General features: G+C 46.8%; 18 protein-coding genes. 13 read left to right on the top strand and 5 right to left on the bottom strand.

What is annotated here, in order from left to right; all coding sequences use genetic code 11:
- Positions 1-7: 7 nt before the first annotated feature.
- On the bottom strand, positions 8-1,090 hold the full coding sequence (locus FD963_RS00845) for a murein transglycosylase A (protein WP_251367251.1): 1,083 nt from the start codon (positions 1,088-1,090) through the stop codon (positions 8-10).
- Positions 1,091-1,268: 178 nt separating this feature from the next.
- Positions 1,269-1,643, bottom strand: coding sequence for a Co2+/Mg2+ efflux protein ApaG (gene apaG / locus FD963_RS00840; RefSeq protein ID WP_215362516.1), 375 nt, complete (start codon positions 1,641-1,643; stop codon positions 1,269-1,271).
- 49 nt (positions 1,644-1,692) lie between these two features.
- On the opposite strand from apaG, the gene rpe reads away from it, so the two are divergent.
- The 5 genes from rpe to trpC are packed head-to-tail and all read left to right on the top strand — an operon-like array spanning position 1,693 to position 6,332.
- On the top strand, positions 1,693-2,418 hold the full coding sequence (rpe, locus tag FD963_RS00835; RefSeq protein WP_215358904.1) for a ribulose-phosphate 3-epimerase: 726 nt from the start codon (positions 1,693-1,695) through the stop codon (positions 2,416-2,418).
- Entirely contained in the window at positions 2,418-3,923 is a 1,506-nt protein-coding gene (gene trpE, locus FD963_RS00830; RefSeq protein ID WP_215362515.1) for an anthranilate synthase component I, read from the top strand. Before rpe ends, trpE begins: the two co-directional genes overlap by 1 nt.
- On the top strand, positions 3,907-4,473 hold the full coding sequence (locus FD963_RS00825; protein ID WP_215362514.1) for an aminodeoxychorismate/anthranilate synthase component II: 567 nt from the start codon (positions 3,907-3,909) through the stop codon (positions 4,471-4,473). The genes trpE and FD963_RS00825 overlap by 17 nt, the downstream gene beginning before the upstream one ends.
- A 19-nt stretch (positions 4,474-4,492) precedes the next feature.
- Positions 4,493-5,515 (top strand): anthranilate phosphoribosyltransferase, encoded by a 1,023-nt coding sequence (gene trpD, locus FD963_RS00820; protein WP_215362513.1) that lies wholly within the window; start codon positions 4,493-4,495, stop codon positions 5,513-5,515.
- 13 nt (positions 5,516-5,528) lie between these two features.
- A complete protein-coding gene (gene trpC / locus FD963_RS00815) occupies positions 5,529-6,332 on the top strand; it encodes an indole-3-glycerol phosphate synthase TrpC (RefSeq protein WP_215362512.1) in 804 nt (267 codons plus the stop codon).
- Here trpC and FD963_RS00810 read toward each other — a convergent pair.
- Positions 6,313-6,882: a hypothetical protein gene (locus FD963_RS00810; protein ID WP_215362511.1), complete on the bottom strand. Its 570-nt coding sequence runs from the start codon at positions 6,880-6,882 to the stop codon at positions 6,313-6,315. The two genes, trpC and FD963_RS00810, sit on opposite strands and share 20 nt — an antisense overlap.
- Positions 6,883-6,985: 103 nt before the next feature.
- Here FD963_RS00810 and FD963_RS00805 point away from each other — a divergent pair, with 103 nt between their 5' ends.
- Positions 6,986-7,336 (top strand): hypothetical protein, encoded by a 351-nt coding sequence (locus tag FD963_RS00805; RefSeq protein WP_215362510.1) that lies wholly within the window; start codon positions 6,986-6,988, stop codon positions 7,334-7,336.
- Positions 7,337-7,408: 72 nt separating this feature from the next.
- Here the strand turns inward: FD963_RS00805 and ychF are convergent, their stop codons facing one another.
- On the bottom strand, positions 7,409-8,503 hold the full coding sequence (gene ychF / locus FD963_RS00800; RefSeq protein ID WP_215362509.1) for a redox-regulated ATPase YchF: 1,095 nt from the start codon (positions 8,501-8,503) through the stop codon (positions 7,409-7,411).
- A gap of 40 nt (positions 8,504-8,543) precedes the next feature.
- Between ychF and FD963_RS00795 the strand changes: the two genes are divergently transcribed.
- Genes FD963_RS00795 through FD963_RS00780 form a run of 4 tightly spaced genes read left to right on the top strand, consistent with a single transcriptional unit; the run spans position 8,544 to position 13,070 of the window.
- A complete protein-coding gene (locus tag FD963_RS00795; RefSeq protein ID WP_215362508.1) occupies positions 8,544-9,818 on the top strand; it encodes an FAD-dependent monooxygenase in 1,275 nt (424 codons plus the stop codon).
- Positions 9,811-10,527, top strand: a complete 717-nt coding sequence (locus tag FD963_RS00790; protein ID WP_215362507.1) for a DsbC family protein — start codon at positions 9,811-9,813, stop codon at positions 10,525-10,527. Before FD963_RS00795 ends, FD963_RS00790 begins: the two co-directional genes overlap by 8 nt.
- A 5-nt stretch (positions 10,528-10,532) precedes the next feature.
- Positions 10,533-12,314, top strand: a complete 1,782-nt coding sequence (locus FD963_RS00785; RefSeq protein WP_215362506.1) for a M61 family metallopeptidase — start codon at positions 10,533-10,535, stop codon at positions 12,312-12,314.
- Between the two features lie 6 nt (positions 12,315-12,320).
- Positions 12,321-13,070: a uracil-DNA glycosylase gene (locus FD963_RS00780; protein WP_215362505.1), complete on the top strand. Its 750-nt coding sequence runs from the start codon at positions 12,321-12,323 to the stop codon at positions 13,068-13,070.
- Here FD963_RS00780 and FD963_RS00775 read toward each other — a convergent pair.
- Complete coding sequence (locus tag FD963_RS00775; protein WP_251367250.1) at positions 13,059-13,355, bottom strand: hypothetical protein; 297 nt, start codon at positions 13,353-13,355, stop codon at positions 13,059-13,061. The genes FD963_RS00780 and FD963_RS00775 overlap by 12 nt on opposite strands.
- A gap of 1 nt (position 13,356) precedes the next feature.
- On the opposite strand from FD963_RS00775, the gene hemA reads away from it, so the two are divergent.
- From hemA to prmC, 3 genes are read left to right on the top strand one after another with little or no spacing between them, the layout of a single operon-like run.
- Positions 13,357-14,673 carry a glutamyl-tRNA reductase gene (gene hemA / locus FD963_RS00770; RefSeq protein ID WP_215362504.1) on the top strand — a complete coding sequence of 439 codons (1,317 nt, stop codon included), beginning with the start codon at positions 13,357-13,359 and terminating at the stop codon, positions 14,671-14,673.
- Positions 14,674-15,753, top strand: coding sequence for a peptide chain release factor 1 (gene prfA / locus FD963_RS00765; RefSeq protein WP_215362503.1), 1,080 nt, complete (start codon positions 14,674-14,676; stop codon positions 15,751-15,753). It abuts the gene before it with no gap.
- 45 nt (positions 15,754-15,798) lie between these two features.
- Positions 15,799-16,611, top strand: coding sequence for a peptide chain release factor N(5)-glutamine methyltransferase (prmC, locus tag FD963_RS00760; RefSeq protein ID WP_251367249.1), 813 nt, complete (start codon positions 15,799-15,801; stop codon positions 16,609-16,611).
- Positions 16,612-16,698: the final 87 nt, after the last annotated feature.

Raw genomic sequence — 16,698 nt, 5'->3', positions numbered from 1 at the left:
GTATTAATTAACGTGGCAACAACAACCACATCCTGCCATTTTGTTTCATACGACCTGCCATCTCTCCAGCAGCATCTCCGGACCCCCAATAGTAGTCGGCCCTGACGCCACCCACAATTGCTTTGCCCGTATCCTGTGCCATCACTAGCTTTAGCAACGGCTGACTACTTAATGGTTTGGTGGCTGCTAAAAAGACAGGTGCACCCAGTGGCAAGGCTTGTAAATCTACTGCAATACTGCGCTCAGCTGTGAGCGGAACACCGAGAGCGCCATTAGGGCCCAAATCAGCAGAGACGTTACCGGGTAACTCTTTAAAGAAAACAAAACGGGGATTGGCGTTCAACATTTCATTCACTTGGCCAGGATTACGTTTTGCCCATTGTGAAATTCCTTGCATCGTTGCCTCACTTCGCGTGATGTCTTTACGATCAAGCAGCCACTGAGCAAAGGATTTAAAAGGCTGATCATTGGTGCCCGCAAAACCCAGACGCAGGATGCGTCCATCCTCAAGACGAATTTTTCCAGAGCCTTGAATTTGCATGAACGCTGCTGCTACTGGATCCTGCACCCAAGCAATTTCAGAGCCCTGCAACACACCAGAACTCATTAGCTCGGCACGGCTTGGGCCTGGGTTAGGCTTAGACTTGCGCCAAGCATTAGGGTAGCCGTAGAGCGGCACTTTATAAGTGCTTGTTCGAGTTTGTGAGCCATTCATTACCGGTTCGTAATAGCCTGTGATTAAGCCCGTGTCACTACCGGAGCTATTGCGAATTTCATAAGCTTGAAAATTATTTTCAAAATATTGACGAATGGCCTGCGTATCATGGCTTGATACATTGCCAGCCTGGGTACACACTGAGCGCCAGTTCACATCACCACTTTTCTTACGTAAAGCATCACAACTTTTTAACCAAGCAGGCCAGGCCTGAGATAAGTCGTCATCTTGCCACCCCGGTAAGGCTTGCCAAGAGATAGCGCTAAAGCTTGCAATTGAGGAGCTATAGCTTGATGGCGCAGCACCAGAACCGCTTGAGCGATAGCCTGCTCCCCGAGTGGGCGGCGTAGAGCATCCAACAATCAAGCTAGCCATAAGGATAGCGAATACACTTAGCGGAACTAATTTAAATTTAGAAATCATGATTGCCAATTTACTCGATGAATACCCGATGCTACTGTTTGCTTTCGAGGGCGCCGTTGCCTTAGGACTTTTGTTATTTATTGTCCTTTGGACGGGCAAGGGTAAAAAATAGTATCCCCACTGCCCTACATTAATGCAGGGTGCGCGGCATCACCAGGACAAACTCTGGGATGGGGGCCTGAAAGAACTGGGCATCTTCAGTCACACAAAAATACTCCCCGCGCATTGTTCCCGCAGGAGTGGGCAAAGTTGCCCAGCTGGTGTACTCAAAATGCTCTCCGGAGCGCAATAGCGGTTGCTGCCCAACAACGCCTAGGCCTCGAACCTCCTGGACATCGTTATCCCCGTCTGTAATGAACCAATGGCGGGCAATCACCTGAATACTGGCCGTCCCCGTATTGCGGATGGTCACCGTATAAGCGAAGGCAAATTGGCGGTTATCGGGGTCAGATTGCTCAGGAAGGTACTGGGCTTTGACCGTAATGCTCATTTCGTGGGGATTCATGGACGAATTCTGCTCCATCCTAAGGCCAACTGCAAGCTAGAATCTAGGGATGGAAAGCCAAAAATCATCCTCAAATAGTCAATTTGTTATTGCCCCATCCATTTTGTCGGCTGACTTCGCCTGTCTTGGCAAGGAAGTTCAAGACGTTTTAGTGGCGGGCGCCGACTGGATTCACTTTGATGTGATGGATAACCACTATGTGCCCAACCTGACTATTGGCCCCTTGGTTTGCGAGGCTATTCGTCCTTATGCAAATAAAGATGGCAAACCTGCGGTGATCGATGTGCATTTAATGATCGAGCCGGTAGATCGCATCGTCCCTGACTTTGCCAAAGCAGGCGCCAATTTAATTAGCTTTCATCCCGAAGCAAGTCCTCATGTCAATCGCACATTGAACTTGATTCGCGATCAAGGATGTCAAGCAGGTCTTGTTTTGAATCCAGCTACGCCCCTGGATCATCTCGATCACACTTTGGAATTACTCGATCTGGTTTTGCTGATGTCAGTCAACCCAGGCTTCGGTGGCCAGTCATTTATTCCGAGTACCCTCAATAAGATTGCTCAAGTACGCACACGCCTCGATCGCTATCAGGCTGAGACTGGTCGACATATTCGTCTTGAGGTAGATGGTGGAATTAAAGTCGACAACATTGCAGAAGTAGCACGAGCAGGCGCCGATACTTTTGTTGCAGGCTCAGCAATTTACGCACAAGAAAATTATGCAAAAGTAATTCAAGCAATGCGCACTGAATTAGGAAAGTCAGGAAAAGCGTAATGCAGCTTGAAGAATTTAATGTCCTAGCAAATCAGGGCTTCAATCGAATTCCTCTGATCAAAGAGGTTTTGGCAGATTTAGAGACCCCCTTATCCCTCTACGTCAAGCTGACTCAAGCGTTTGGCAAGACCAATACTTACTTACTGGAGTCTGTTTTAGGTGGCGAGCGTTTCGGCCGCTTCTCCTTTATTGGCCTACCTGCCAAGACTATTGTCAGAACTGTTGGCACCCCTTCAACACCAGTCAACGAAGTAGTAACCGATGGAAAAGTAGTTGAGACAAATACTGATAATCCACTCGATTTTGTAGATGCGTATTTCAAGCGTTTTAAGGTGGCTTTACAAGCCGACATGCCCCGCTTTTGTGGTGGTCTTGCCGGCTACTTTGGTTATGACACCGTTCGTTATATCGAGTCACGTTTAGCCAAACATCAACTACCAGATGAATTAGGTGTACCCGATATTCAACTTATGTTGACTGAAGAGTTGGCAGTGATTGATAACGTTGCCGGCAAAATTTATTTGATTGTCTATGCAGATCCGAGCCTTACTAATAGTTTTGAAAAAGCGCAAGATCGCTTAAAAGAATTACTTGCCTGTCTTAGCAAGCCAGCAAATATGCCGGCATCTTTACCAAGCGCTAAAACAGATCTCATTCGTAAATTCAAAGCAGCAGATTTTGAGAAAGCAGTACTCAAAACTAAAGAATATATTTTGGCCGGCGATTGCATGCAGGTAGTTATCGGTCAGCGCATTAGCAAGCCATTTACGGACTCGCCATTAGCTCTCTATAGAGCTTTGCGCTCGCTCAACCCATCGCCATACATGTACTTCTATGACTTTGGCGATATGCAAATTGTTGGCTCATCTCCTGAGATTTTGGTGCGCCAAGAAAAACGGGCTGCCGAGAAGATTGTGACTATCAGACCACTTGCTGGCACCCGTCCTCGCGGAGCCAACCCAGAGGAAGATGAGCGCTTAGCCAAGGAGCTCTTGGCTGATCCTAAAGAAATTGCCGAGCATGTGATGTTGATTGATTTAGCCCGTAATGACGTGGGTCGCATTGCCAAAACTGGCTCAGTCAAAGTCACTGACTCCATGTCTATTGAGAAGTACTCCCACGTACAGCACATCGTGAGTTCAGTAGAGGGCCATCTTTTGGACAATATGAGCAATATGGATGTATTGCGAGCGACCTTCCCGGCTGGCACCCTATCAGGCGCGCCAAAAATTCGGGCGATGGAAATCATCGATGAGATGGAAATTGTGAAGCGTGGTGTTTATGGTGGCGCAGTAGGTTACCTGTCTTTCTCAGGTGATATGGATGTGGCCATTGCCATTCGTACCGGCGTGATCCGTGACGGCATGCTGCACTCTCAAGCAGGGGCCGGTGTAGTTGCTGACTCTGACCCCACTGCCGAATGGAAAGAAACCGAAGCTAAGGCACGTGCAGTATTGACTGCAGCAGATTTAGTACAAGGAGGACTCGATGCTCCTAATGATTGATAACTACGATTCATTTACCTACAACCTCGTTCAGTACTTTGCGGAACTTGGTGAAGAGGTCAAAGTCTTTCGCAATGATGAAATTGCTGTGGAATATATTGCCAAACTGAATCCAGCGCGCATTTGCATCTCACCTGGGCCATGCAGCCCTTCTGAGGCAGGTATTTCAGTCGAAACCATCAAGCGTTACGCCGGTCAAATTCCGATCCTCGGCGTTTGTTTGGGGCACCAAGCTATTGGTGAAGCATTTGGCGGCAAAGTCATTCGCGCCCAAAAAGTCATGCACGGCAAGACCGACAGCATTCATCACACAGGTGTGGGTGTATTTAAGAATTTGCCCGATCCATTTAAGGTGACTCGCTACCACTCACTGGCGATTGAGAAAAGTTCTTTACCTGCAATGCTAGAAGTGACTGCCACCTCGTCTGATGGCGAGATCATGGGTGTACGTCATAAAGAGCTCGCAGTTGAGGGCGTGCAATTCCATCCAGAATCCATTCTTTCCGAGCACGGCCACGCCCTACTCAAGAATTTTTTACAAAACAAATAAACAGTCTGCCAATAGCGCTATGTCCATTACTCCGCAAGAAGCCCTCCAACGCTGCATTGAACATCGTGAACTGTTTCATGATGAAATGACAGCCATGATGCGGCTCATCATGAGCGGTGAAATGGCGCCAGAGTTGGTGGCAGGATTATTGGTTGCCTTGCGCACTAAAAAAGAAACCGTTGGTGAGATCGCTGCTGCCGCACAAGTGATGCGAGAGTTTGCTACCTCAGTAAAAGTGGATGACCGCAAGCACTTGGTGGATGTGGTGGGCACAGGCGGCGATGGCGCTCACACCTTCAATATCTCAACTGCTGCCATGTTTGTTGCAGCAGGTGCTGGTGCGAAGATTGCCAAGCATGGTAATCGCAGCGTCAGCAGCAAATCAGGCAGCGCAGATGTATTAGAAGCGCTTGGCGTAAATCTGACTCTTTCCGCCGAGCAAGTCGCCACGTGCATCTCAACAGTAGGTGCAGGCTTTATGTTTGCCCCTAACCATCATCCAGCGATGAAAAATGTTGTGCCCATTCGCAAGCAACTCGGCGTCCGGACTATCTTCAACATCCTTGGCCCACTCACTAACCCCGCTGATGCCAAGCGAATTTTGATGGGCGTATTTCATGCTGACCTGGTTGGTATTCAGGCACGCGTATTACAAGCATTGGGAATGGAGCATGCTCTCGTTGTTTATGGGCGAGACGGCCTGGATGAAATTTCCTTAGAGGGCCCAACCTTAGTTGGCGAACTCAAAGATGGCGTGGTTCGTGAATATGAAATTCATCCAAAAGATTTTGGATTAAATACTGCACCCACCAACGGCTTTAAAGTAGCCAATGCTGAAGAGTCCAAGCAGATTGTCTTGGATGTGCTCGATGGCAAACTAGGACCCGCAAGCGATATCGTCTGCCTTAATGCTGGGGCCACGCTCTATGTAGCTGGAGTAGCAAAAGACATTGCTAGCGGCATTGCCCTAGCCAAAGCAGCCATTACCTCTGGAGCGGCACGTCAAAAGTTAGATGCTTTTGTTGCAGCAACCCAATCTTAATAATTGATTATTCATGAGCGATATCCTCGATAAAATTGTTGCCACCAAAAAAATTGAGGTGGCTAACTGCCTGCAGAAAATGTCGCTTGCCAATCAACGCGAGCTAGCTGAGGCCAATAATCGTGATGCTCTTGTAAAGCCAAGGGGCTTTATTCAGGCTATTGAGAACAAGATTTCTGCTGGCAAAGCAGGAGTCATTACTGAAATCAAAAAGGCAAGCCCAAGCAAAGGCATCTTGCGCGAGATTTTCGTGCCAGCAGATATTGCCCGGTCCTATGAAAAGCATGGGGCCGCATGTTTGTCAGTGTTAACGGATGTGGATTATTTCCAAGGATGCAATACGTATCTGCAAGAAGCTCGATCCGCATGCAACATCCCAGTATTACGCAAAGACTTCACCATAGACCCTTACCAAGTTTATGAAGCGCGTGCGATTGGCGCTGATGCAATCCTGTTAATCGTGGCTTGCCTAGAATTAAATCAAATGAAAGAGCTTGAGGCCTGTGCACATGAGCTCGGTTTAGATGTATTGGTTGAAGTTCACAATGCCCCAGAATTAGAACAAGCGCTAGAACTTAAAACATCATTACTTGGCATTAACAATCGAGACCTAAAAACCTTTGAGGTGACACTGCAAACCACCCTCTCTCTAATGTCTATGGTTCCGAACAATAAAACCTTAGTGACAGAGTCTGGCATCTTGAGTCGCGCTGATGTAGAACTTATGCGTAACAATCAAATCAATGCATTCTTAGTTGGGGAAGCATTTATGCGCGCCACAGATCCAGGCGCAGCCCTTAGCGAGCTGTTTGTCTAGTTTTTCGTAACAGATCTAGGCAGCATTTGATCAAAGAGATCAGCAGCAGAGAGCCCAGCACATCGCCAATAAACATCACCAAGAAGTGATTCATACTGCCCGTATCATCCAAGCTCATCGTAGCGAACCACCACTGATGCAGCCCCGCTGAAAGCAGGGAATAAATCAAAATACAGGCAATAAGTTTGGGGAAGTTGAGATTACTTAAGTCTGACTCAAGGCGAAGATTGCTAAAAACAAAAAATCTAGCCAAAAAAGGCGCAAACCCAGAAATTAATCCAACCCCAGTACATACGGTTAAGTCATGCAGAAAATCGCCGTAATAGCTAATTAAAAATGAGGCTATAGCAATTCCAATAGCGCCAGGTAAACCAAAAATCAAAGTCAAAAATAAGCGTAGGCCAGCAGGCAGATAAATCCAACTCACCCCTAAGCTAAAAGTGATATCACTTGTTAGCCAGTTGTTGAAATAAAAAAGAAATGTGTACGCCATCGCACTAATGACGCATCCAACAAACCACTCTGAAGAAATTGCAAATAATTTAACCATTGCAAGCAGTATGGATTAATTTTTATTGATGCGCATCAATTGCCAAACTCAGACTAAGAGAATACACTAGTCCCAGCCCTAGAGCTATTAAAAATAAATAAATATGTCATCTACTAAACCGTCATCCTATATCAAGTTCCTCAACTTAATTGATGCTCTCGATCGCATCAATCCAGGGAAAAAACTTGATTGCATCGAAGAGAGCTTGCTCGATAAGATTGTTTCTTGTGCCCATGCCAAGCAATCAATTTTGGTTGGTGATCTGATCTCCATTTCTGATCTTGGCTCACAAGCTACATTGCATGGTCGCCTCAAAAATCTTAGTGCCTTGGGCTATATCAAAATGGCAGCCAATGCTGATGGTCGCAAAAAAGAAGTATTGCCCACCAAGATTGCTCTGAAGCGCTATGAAGAAATTTCTAAATGTTTAGAGAAGGCAGCAAAAGCCTCGTGATCAGATAGAACCTGACTGCATAAGCAAAAAGCCCTGAAAAGGGCTTTTTTATTGGGCAAAAATAAGAATGCTTTAGACGTTAAACAGGAAGTTCAGTACATCTCCATCTTTAACAACATACTCCTTACCTTCAGCGCGCATCTTACCGGCCTCCTTAGCACCAGACTCCCCTTTGTACTGCACAAAATCTTCGTAGGAGATTGTCTGAGCACGAATAAAGCCACGCTCAAAGTCAGTATGAATCACGCCGGCAGCTTGAGGCGCTGTATCACCAACATGGATAGTCCATGCACGAACCTCTTTAACTCCTGCGGTGAAATAGGTTTGCAAGCCAAGCAATGAATAGCCCGCACGAATCACGCGATCTAAGCCTGGCTCTTCCATCCCTAAGTCTGCCAAGAACTCAATCTTGTCGGCCTCTTCTAAGTCAGCGATTTCCGCTTCAATAGCGGCGCATACAGCAACAACTGGAGCATTTTCTTTTGCCGCATGCTGCTTCACAGCCTCGAGATGTGGATTATTTGAGAAGCCATCTTCTTTGACGTTCGCAACATACATCGCAGGCTTAGCAGTAATCAAACACAACGGTTTAATCAATAATTTTTCATCATCATTGAGATTCAAACTGCGCACTGGCAGAGCAGAATCTAAATGAGTTTGCACTTTAGTCAGAACGGCAACCAAAGCAGCAGCCTCTTTATCATTGCCAGACTTAGCGGCCTTGCTTGAGCGATTCAGAGTTTTCTCAACCGTTGCCAAGTCCGATAAAGCCAATTCGGTATCAATCACACCAATGTCAGCAATAGGATCAATTTTCCCAGCAACGTGGATGACGTTGGGATCCTCGAAACACCGGACGACATGGGTAATAGCATCAGTTTCACGAATATTCGCTAAAAACTGATTGCCAAGACCTTCACCTTTTGAGGCGCCAGCCACTAAACCAGCAATATCGACAAATTCGACTGCTGCAGGCAGGATGCGCTCAGGCTTCACGATCTCAGCCAAGGCAGCTAGACGGGGGTCAGGAACCTCAACAACGCCCACATTAGGCTCAATCGTGCAGAAAGGATAGTTTTCCGCTGCGATTCCAGCCTTGGTAAGCGCATTAAAGAGGGTAGATTTGCCGACGTTAGGCAGGCCGACGATGCCACATTTCAAAGACATAGCGTTATTGTAAAGGGGCCGGTTTCGATATCATCGAGTTATGTCAGAAGTTCGCCCAAATCACGTGCCCAAGTCCACCCCCCATTCCACCCAAATCCGCACAGTAGATGTTGTCGTAGTCGGCGGAGGCATTACTGGTAAGGCTTGCGCCCTAGGTCTAGCCCAACTTGGCCTTCAAACCATTGAAATTGCCCCCGATTTAGGGCAAAACGTTCCAAGCCCGCAAGGCACTCAATGGGGCCAAAGAATCTACGCTTTTTCGCCTAGCACCCAAAAATTACTGGCTCATTTGCATATTTGGGATGCAATTGATCACAACCGCCTGCAAGCAGTCCGAGACATGCGCATCTACGGTGATCGAGGTGAAAAGAATGACCATCTCCATCTTTCTGCATTTGAAGCAGGCACTCCACAACTTGCCTGGATTGGAGAAGCCAATTTAATTGAGCACACCATTGATCAAGCTTCGCGTTTTCAGAATAAGTTAGAGCGTATCAATGATGTTGTGGAAAAAATTCAGGTAGATGCAGATGGAAGTACTCTGCATTTAAAAAACGGTGGGTGCATTCGTGCACAACTCGTAATAGCAGCTGATGGTGCCAACTCACCAATTCGCAATGAATTGGGTATTAGCGCAAGTGAAGAAAGTTATTCACAAAGTGCAGTAGTTGCCAATTGGCTTTGCGACTATCCCCATTTAGAAACTGCCTTCCAATGGTTTTTGCCGGGCGGCGATATTGTTGCCATGTTGCCCTTGCCAGGAAAACAAGTATCGATGGTTTGGTCTACTTCCCCAGAACATGCGGCTGATTTATTAAAACTAGATCAAGCGCAATGGCTAGATCAATTCTCTTCTATAGCTAATGGTGCGATTGCCAAACAATTAGGTGCGCTGACTCTGAACTCAGTGCCAGCAGCTTTCCCGTTAAGAAAGATTCGAGCCAAACGATTTATCGGGCCAGACTCCTCTCCGAAGGTTGTGCTCATTGGTGATGCCGCCCATGTCATGCATCCACTAGCTGGGCAAGGCCTGAATCTAGGGCTGCGAGATGTTGCCGTACTACTGAATATTTTGGGCAAGCGTGAATCGTTCCGCGCACCTAGTGACTTGGTATTGCTTCGACGTTATGAACGACAACGACAAGGCGACACTAGCGCTCTCTTATGGGTTACCGATAAACTCAAAAAATTATTTTCTGCAAGTAGTAGCACTGAACGCCAGCTCCGCAATTGGGGTTTAGGTCTCGCGAACAAAAGCCACTTTATAAAACAGCGCTTAATTGAACGCGCTTTAGGAGAAATTGATTTTGAATAAATTGTTATCTGCGATTGCATTCATTGGTGCCGCCCTGCTCTGCACTACCCCACTTCACGCACAACAAGAACAGCAATTAAAGACTGAGATCCAAAAGAAGTTAGGCACTAATGCCAAAGTGAAAAGTGTTTCACCAGCCCCAGTTTCTGGACTTTATGAAGTATTGGTTGGCAATGATATTTTTTATACTGATACTTCTGGGAAGTATCTGATTCAAGGGGAAATCATTGAGCTCGCATCCGGTAAAAATATTACCGAGCAAAGACAGGCGGACTTAAATCGTATTAAATGGAGTGAATTGACACCTGCTAATGCGATTAAAAATGTTCGTGGCAATGGTAGCCGCCAGCTGGCAGTCTTTTCCGATCCAAACTGTGGCTACTGCAAGCGCCTAGAAAAATCCCTACAGCAGCTTGATAACGTCACCATCTACACGTATCTAATTCCAATCTTATCGCCCGATTCTGCACAAAAGTCGAAGCAAATTTGGTGTTCTTCTGATCCCTATAAGACGTATATTGACTGGATGGTGAATGGCATATCACCAAGTGGCAAGGGAGAATGCAGTACACCACTGGATAAAAATATGGCTTTCGCAAAGACCTATGGAATCACGGGCACGCCGACTTTATTCTTTACTGATGGCAGCCGTTTCCCTGGCGCGGTACAAATTACCGATATCGAAAAGAAATTTAGCTCCCTGAAATAAATATCATGAACCACGCCGACTTACCCGCAATTCAATATACGGTCTGGCCGGCAGACCTGCATGGCCATTACTTTCGCATCAAGCTGCATATTGCCAACCCTGATCCCGATGGTCAGGTGCTACAAATGCCAGCTTGGATTCCAGGTAGTTATTTAATTCGTGATTTTAGTAAACATATCGAATCAGTTGAGGCGTTTTCAGTAGAGGATGCCAAGAGAAAAATAACCCTCGAACGGATTGATAACGACCATTGGCGCTTACCGCAATGCAATGGTCCGATAGAGGTACTCAGCACTGTTTATGCGTTTGATTCTTCAGTGCGTGCAGCCTATCTGGATACCGAACGCGCATTCTTTAACGCTACTAGCCTATGTCTAGCCGTCAAAGGGCAAGAGCATTTACCTTGCTCACTCGCTATCGCCGCGCCAGAAGTTGCCTTTGCTGATCACTGGACAGTTCAAACTACCTTGAGAGCTGCCAAGACGGATGAGCGTGGATTTGGTTTTTATCTGGCACAAAATTATGACGATCTATTGGATCATCCTGTAGCTATGGGTGAATTCCAACTGGTGCACTGGAAGTCGAATGGTGTACCTCATCGCATGGCAATACAGGGCTGCAATCATATTGTTGATGCCAAACGTCTTGCGCAAGATTTACAAGCAATCTGCGCCAGCACCATTGATCTCTTTGAGCCAAAATCCAAGCGCGCTCCTTTCAGTGAATATCTTTTCTTAGTTAACGCGGTATTAAATGGCTATGGCGGCCTTGAGCATCGTAATAGCACCGCACTACTCTGCAGGCGCGATCAAATCCCCCAAGAAAATATTCTCTTTGAAGAATCCACGTATAGAGAATTCTTAGGCTTGTGTAGTCACGAGTATTTTCATGCATGGCTAGTGAAGCGCATTCAGCCAAAAGCCTTTCAACCGTATGATCTGACCAAACGTAATCACACTCGCTTACTGTGGGTGTTTGAGGGCTTCACCAGTTACTACGATGATCTCCAACTACTGCGTAGTAAACGAATTGACCTTAAGACTTATCTAAAACTCGTTGCGGATAACTGGAACGGGATCTTGCGCGGTCCTGGGCGCCACAAGCAAAGCCTAGCTGACAGCTCTTTTGATGCCTGGACCAAGTATTACCAAGCGGATGAGAACACGCCAAATTCGGTTGTCAGCTACTACGGCAAAGGCGCCCTAGTTGCACTTGGTCTTGATCTGCAGATTCGGGCATTCACTAAAAATAAACAATCTCTAGATGACCTCATGCGCCTACTTTGGAATAAACATGGCGTCACCCTTGACGGCATTACAGAAGATGGACTAGATGCTTTGATTTTTGAATTTCTAGGTAATGGTTTTAACAAAATCTGGAATGAGATGAAGGCCCGCTATATTTTTGGCACAGAAGATATTCCGCTGCAAAAATGGATAGGCTCAAATCTCATTTCCGTAAAAACAAAATCGCAATCCACGCTGGAAAAGCTCAAGCTACAGTTTGGGATGCGCCATACAGATCTCAATGGCTGGCTTAAGGTTACCCATGTGCTGGAAGGCGGGATTGCCCAAGCAGCAGGCTTATCAGCCGGTGATTTACTGGCCAGTATTGATGGGCAGCGCGTCACCGGCGCCCGCTGGGACAGGATCTTAGGCAGCCTATCCGAAAACTCGCATACCCGCATTACTTTCTATCGCGATGATCTAGAGCACGAGCGCATGGTTTCAATGCAATCCGCCCAGCTACCTGTGCAATATGAACTAACCCCTAAGAAAGATGTCTGATCGAAATTGAAAGCACTATTTTCAAAAGACGATATCCCAAAAGATTGGCAAGAATTACTAGGGAATTACTTCGAGTCAGCAGATTGGTGCTCACTTGAAAAAAATTTACGGACCGCTCTTGATACTGAAGTTGTTCGACCAGAGCCTCAGAACTTTTTTAAAGCCCTCAAACTTTGTCCTGTGAATTCTGTAAAGGTGGTGATCTTGGGTCAAGACCCTTACCACTCGCCAGGGCTGGCGCAAGGGCTAGCCTTTTCGATACCTGCTGAGATTGCAGTCAATTCACGAGGATTTCCCAGCTCACTACGCAACATCAGTAAAGCATTGGCATTAGAAGGTTTTGGGTCTTTACCAAATGGCGATCTACATAACTGGGCCGAGCAAGGAGTGCTACTTCTCAATACAGCTTTGAGCGTCAAACTCGGCGAGGCCGGCAGTCATACGGGTCTGGGATGGAAAAGCTTCATTGATCATTTAATCAGCGCTTTATCCAAAACAAGGCCACATGTTGTCTGGATGCTATGGGGTGGTCATGCCCAATCTAAGCTACCACTCATAGAAAGCGGTCAGAATCCTTTGATCTTGCAATCTTCCCATCCATCTGGACTTGGCGTATACAAGACGAATAAGCCTTTTTTGGAGCCTGGTGGCAAGGCCAGTTGCAATCACTTCACTACAGTCAATCAATGGCTGATTGAGCAAAAGAGCGCACCTATTCAGTGGGTGGAGAACAGTCAGGCCGACTTATTTAGCTAAAGCAGTAAAAACACATCCGACTGCACAGGCAGCAAAAATAGCGCTGGCCCACTCTAAGATTTGCCCGGATTGGAAAAGCTCCCAGTATTGCCCTGCATACGAGCTAGCAACCGCTGCAATAGACCCCAGTAAGAAGGCCATCAGAATCCTGCCGGGCTTGACCCCGCCAGAAGCTCCGGGGTAAAAAATCCAGGCTGACACCCCAGAAACACCCCCAATCACCAGAAAAGCCAAAAACCCCATTGATACCCCCATTAATGCTGCCATCAAATCTATAATTGCCATTATGAAGTTGTTGACACTCGGCATCAATCATCACACAGCGCCGGTCGCCATTCGGGAAAAGGTCGCCTTTGACCCTGAATTTCTTCAAGAAGCGTTGCACGATCTTCGCCAACATTTAGTTGGCGCGAATCAGGCCGGGCTTCCCGAAGCCACAATTTTGTCAACTTGCAACCGCACTGAGGTCTACTGTGCCGCAAATGATGCCAGCGCCGCAGGTCTTCTGCATGAAGCTACTTTCGATTGGTTAGCCAAAACTCAACAGCTTGCACCAAGCAGTCTTGAGCCTCACATTTACTCATTACCGCAATCAGATGCAGTGCGACACGCCTTCAGAGTTGCGTGTGGTTTAGATTCCATGGTGATTGGTGAGACACAAATCTTAGGTCAAATGAAAGATGCGGTTCGCACTGCAAATGATGCCGGCGTATTGGGAACCTATCTCAATCAACTTTTCCAGAAAACGTTTGCAGTCGCTAAAGAAGTACGCGGCTCGACTGAAATCGGTGCGCACTCTATTTCAATGGCTGCAGCCTCTGTTCGTCTCTCAGAACGTATCTTTGAAAAAATTGCAGATCAAAAGATTTTATTCATTGGTGCCGGTGAGATGATCACTTTATGCGCAACCCATTTTGTTGCGCGCAAACCAAAGAATGTGGCGATTGCTAACCGCACTATTGAGCGCGGTCAGGAGCTTGCAGATTCTATTTCCTCGCAAGACGTTGAAGCTGAATCTTTCAAGCTCTCGGAGCTCCCGGGGCGCCTGCATGAGTTCGACATTATTGTCTCCAGCACTGCCTCATCCCTACCCATTATTGGTCTTGGTATGGTGGAGAGCGCTCTAAAACAGCGTCGCCACAAGCCGATGGTGATGATTGATTTAGCAGTGCCGCGAGATTTTGAACCTGAAATTTCTCGACTAGATGATATTTATCTCTATACCGTTGATGATTTGGGAATGATGATTCAGACTGGTGCCAACTTACGTCAAGCGGCTGTAAGCCAAGCTGAAGCGATCATCGAAGATCGTGTTGGTAACTTTATGCATTGGATGCAGGGTCGTAATGCGGTTCCAGTAATTCAGGATATTCAGCAGCAAGGTGAACGTTTGCGCCAACTCGAACTCGAACGTGCGATGAAACGCTTGATGCGTGGTGATGATCCACAAGAAGTTCTCAATGCCATGGCACAAGGCCTGACTAATAAATTTCTGCATGGCTCACTCCATGCACTGCAACACTCTAATGGCGCTGAGCGTGACGCCTTGATTAAGTTGTTACCCAAACTATTCGCCTCGCATTCCAAGCCAGAAGACCATTAGATGAAGCCCAGCATGCGGGCTAAGCTAGACCACCTAGACACGCGCTTAGCCGAACTTAACTCCTTATTAACCTCCGAAGAAGCAACCAAAGACATGGATGCTTATCGGAAGCTCACGCGTGAACATTCTGATATTGCTACCGTAGTAGAGCAGTTTGGCCTCTACAAGCAAGCTGAGGCAGATGCCCAAGCGGCAGAGGAAATGCGCAAAGATCCCGAAATGAAGGACTTTGCTGATGATGAGCAGAAGCAGGCTTTAGCTACGATGGAAGAGCTTGAGGGCACACTACAAAAGCTCTTACTTCCTAAAGATGAAAACGATGATCGTAATGTTTTCTTAGAGATTCGTGCGGGCACTGGTGGCGACGAAAGTGCACTCTTTGCTGGTGATCTGCTACGCATGTATAGCCGCTTTGCTGAACGCCAAGGCTGGAAAGTAGAAATGGTCAGTGCCGCTGAATCTGATTTAGGTGGCTATAAAGAAGTTGTTCTTCGCCTCGTTGGTCAGTCTGTTTACTCACGACTCAAGTTTGAATCTGGTGGTCATCGTGTGCAACGTGTTCCACAAACAGAAACGCAGGGTCGCATTCATACATCAGCCTGCACTGTGGCAGTTATGCCAGAAGCGGATGAACTTGAGGCAGTCAAAATTAATCCCGCAGAGTTGCGCATCGACACCTTCCGCGCTTCAGGTGCCGGTGGTCAGCATATTAATAAAACAGATTCTGCCGTGCGTATTACTCACTTACCTACCGGCACTGTAGTTGAATGCCAAGATGATCGCAGCCAACACCGCAATCGCGAACAAGCCATGAAGGTATTGGTTTCTCGCATCATGGATGCTAGAGAGCGTGAGAAACATCAGCTTGAGGCACAGACCAGGAAGTCCCTTGTTGGATCAGGGGATCGCAGCGATCGCATTCGTACCTATAACTTCCCGCAAGGTCGCATTACCGACCACCGCATCAACCTGACGCTTTATAAAATTGATGCCATGATGGATGGCGATATCGATGATCTTTGTAATGCTCTTGCATCTGAACATCAAGCAGAGTTACTTGCTGCTCTTGGTGACAATTAAGCGATCACGCAAACCGTGAATCAGGATTTGAGCCTACGCTCTCTATTGAGCGATTCAGCACTCTCCCCTGCTGAGACAAAAATTCTGATGGCTTATATCCTTGAAAAGCATTACCAACTTCCACGCTCTGCTTTGCTATCGCGTGATGATCTAGAGCTCAATGCTAGAGCGCTTGAAGAGTGGAAAATGCTTGAATCCAAGAGAATCCAGGGTGAGCCGATTGCCTACCTGATTGGTAAAAGAGGCTTTCACAATATTGAGCTCTATGTTGCTCCTGGAGTACTGATACCGCGCCCCGAAACTGAGCTCTTAGTAGAAATTGGTTTGCATGAAATCAAACGCTTGAATACTCCGACCAAAATTCTGGATTTAGGGACGGGCTCGGGTGCCATAGCTTTAGCCATTGCGCATGAAGCGCCAGACGCGCAGCTTACTGCAACCGATCAAGCCATGGAAGCCCTAGATATTGCCAAAATAAATGCCAAGCTCTTAAATATGAAGTCTCGAGTACAGTTTTTTCAGGGAAGCTGGTACGAGGCAATAGAAGCTGATAACTCTTTTGACGTCATTCTCAGTAATCCGCCATACATCACATCCCAAGATCACCACCTAAGTCAAGGCGATCTGCGTTTTGAGCCGATTTCCGCCCTAACTGATCATGGCAACGGACTCACCTGCCTAGAAAACATTATTTCAGGCGCGAAATACCATCTAAATACCAATGGCTTACTTGCCGTTGAGCATGGCTTTGACCAATCAGAAGCGGTTGTAGCCCTCATGAAGCAAGCGGACTTTCAGGATATTCAAACCCATTTGGATTTGGGCGGCCATTACCGTGTCGTCTCAGGCAGAAAATAGGTTGAAATAACCTTTTTTCACATTAAGTCTTAAAATCAATAAAACCTTATTTTCAAACCGTCTTTGCAATAAGACTGCCGCAGTAGA

This window comes from Polynucleobacter sp. JS-JIR-II-50, assembly GCF_018687895.1.
GTDB lineage: Bacteria > Pseudomonadota > Gammaproteobacteria > Burkholderiales > Burkholderiaceae > Polynucleobacter.
This window is presented reverse-complemented; position numbering and strand designations above follow the sequence as displayed.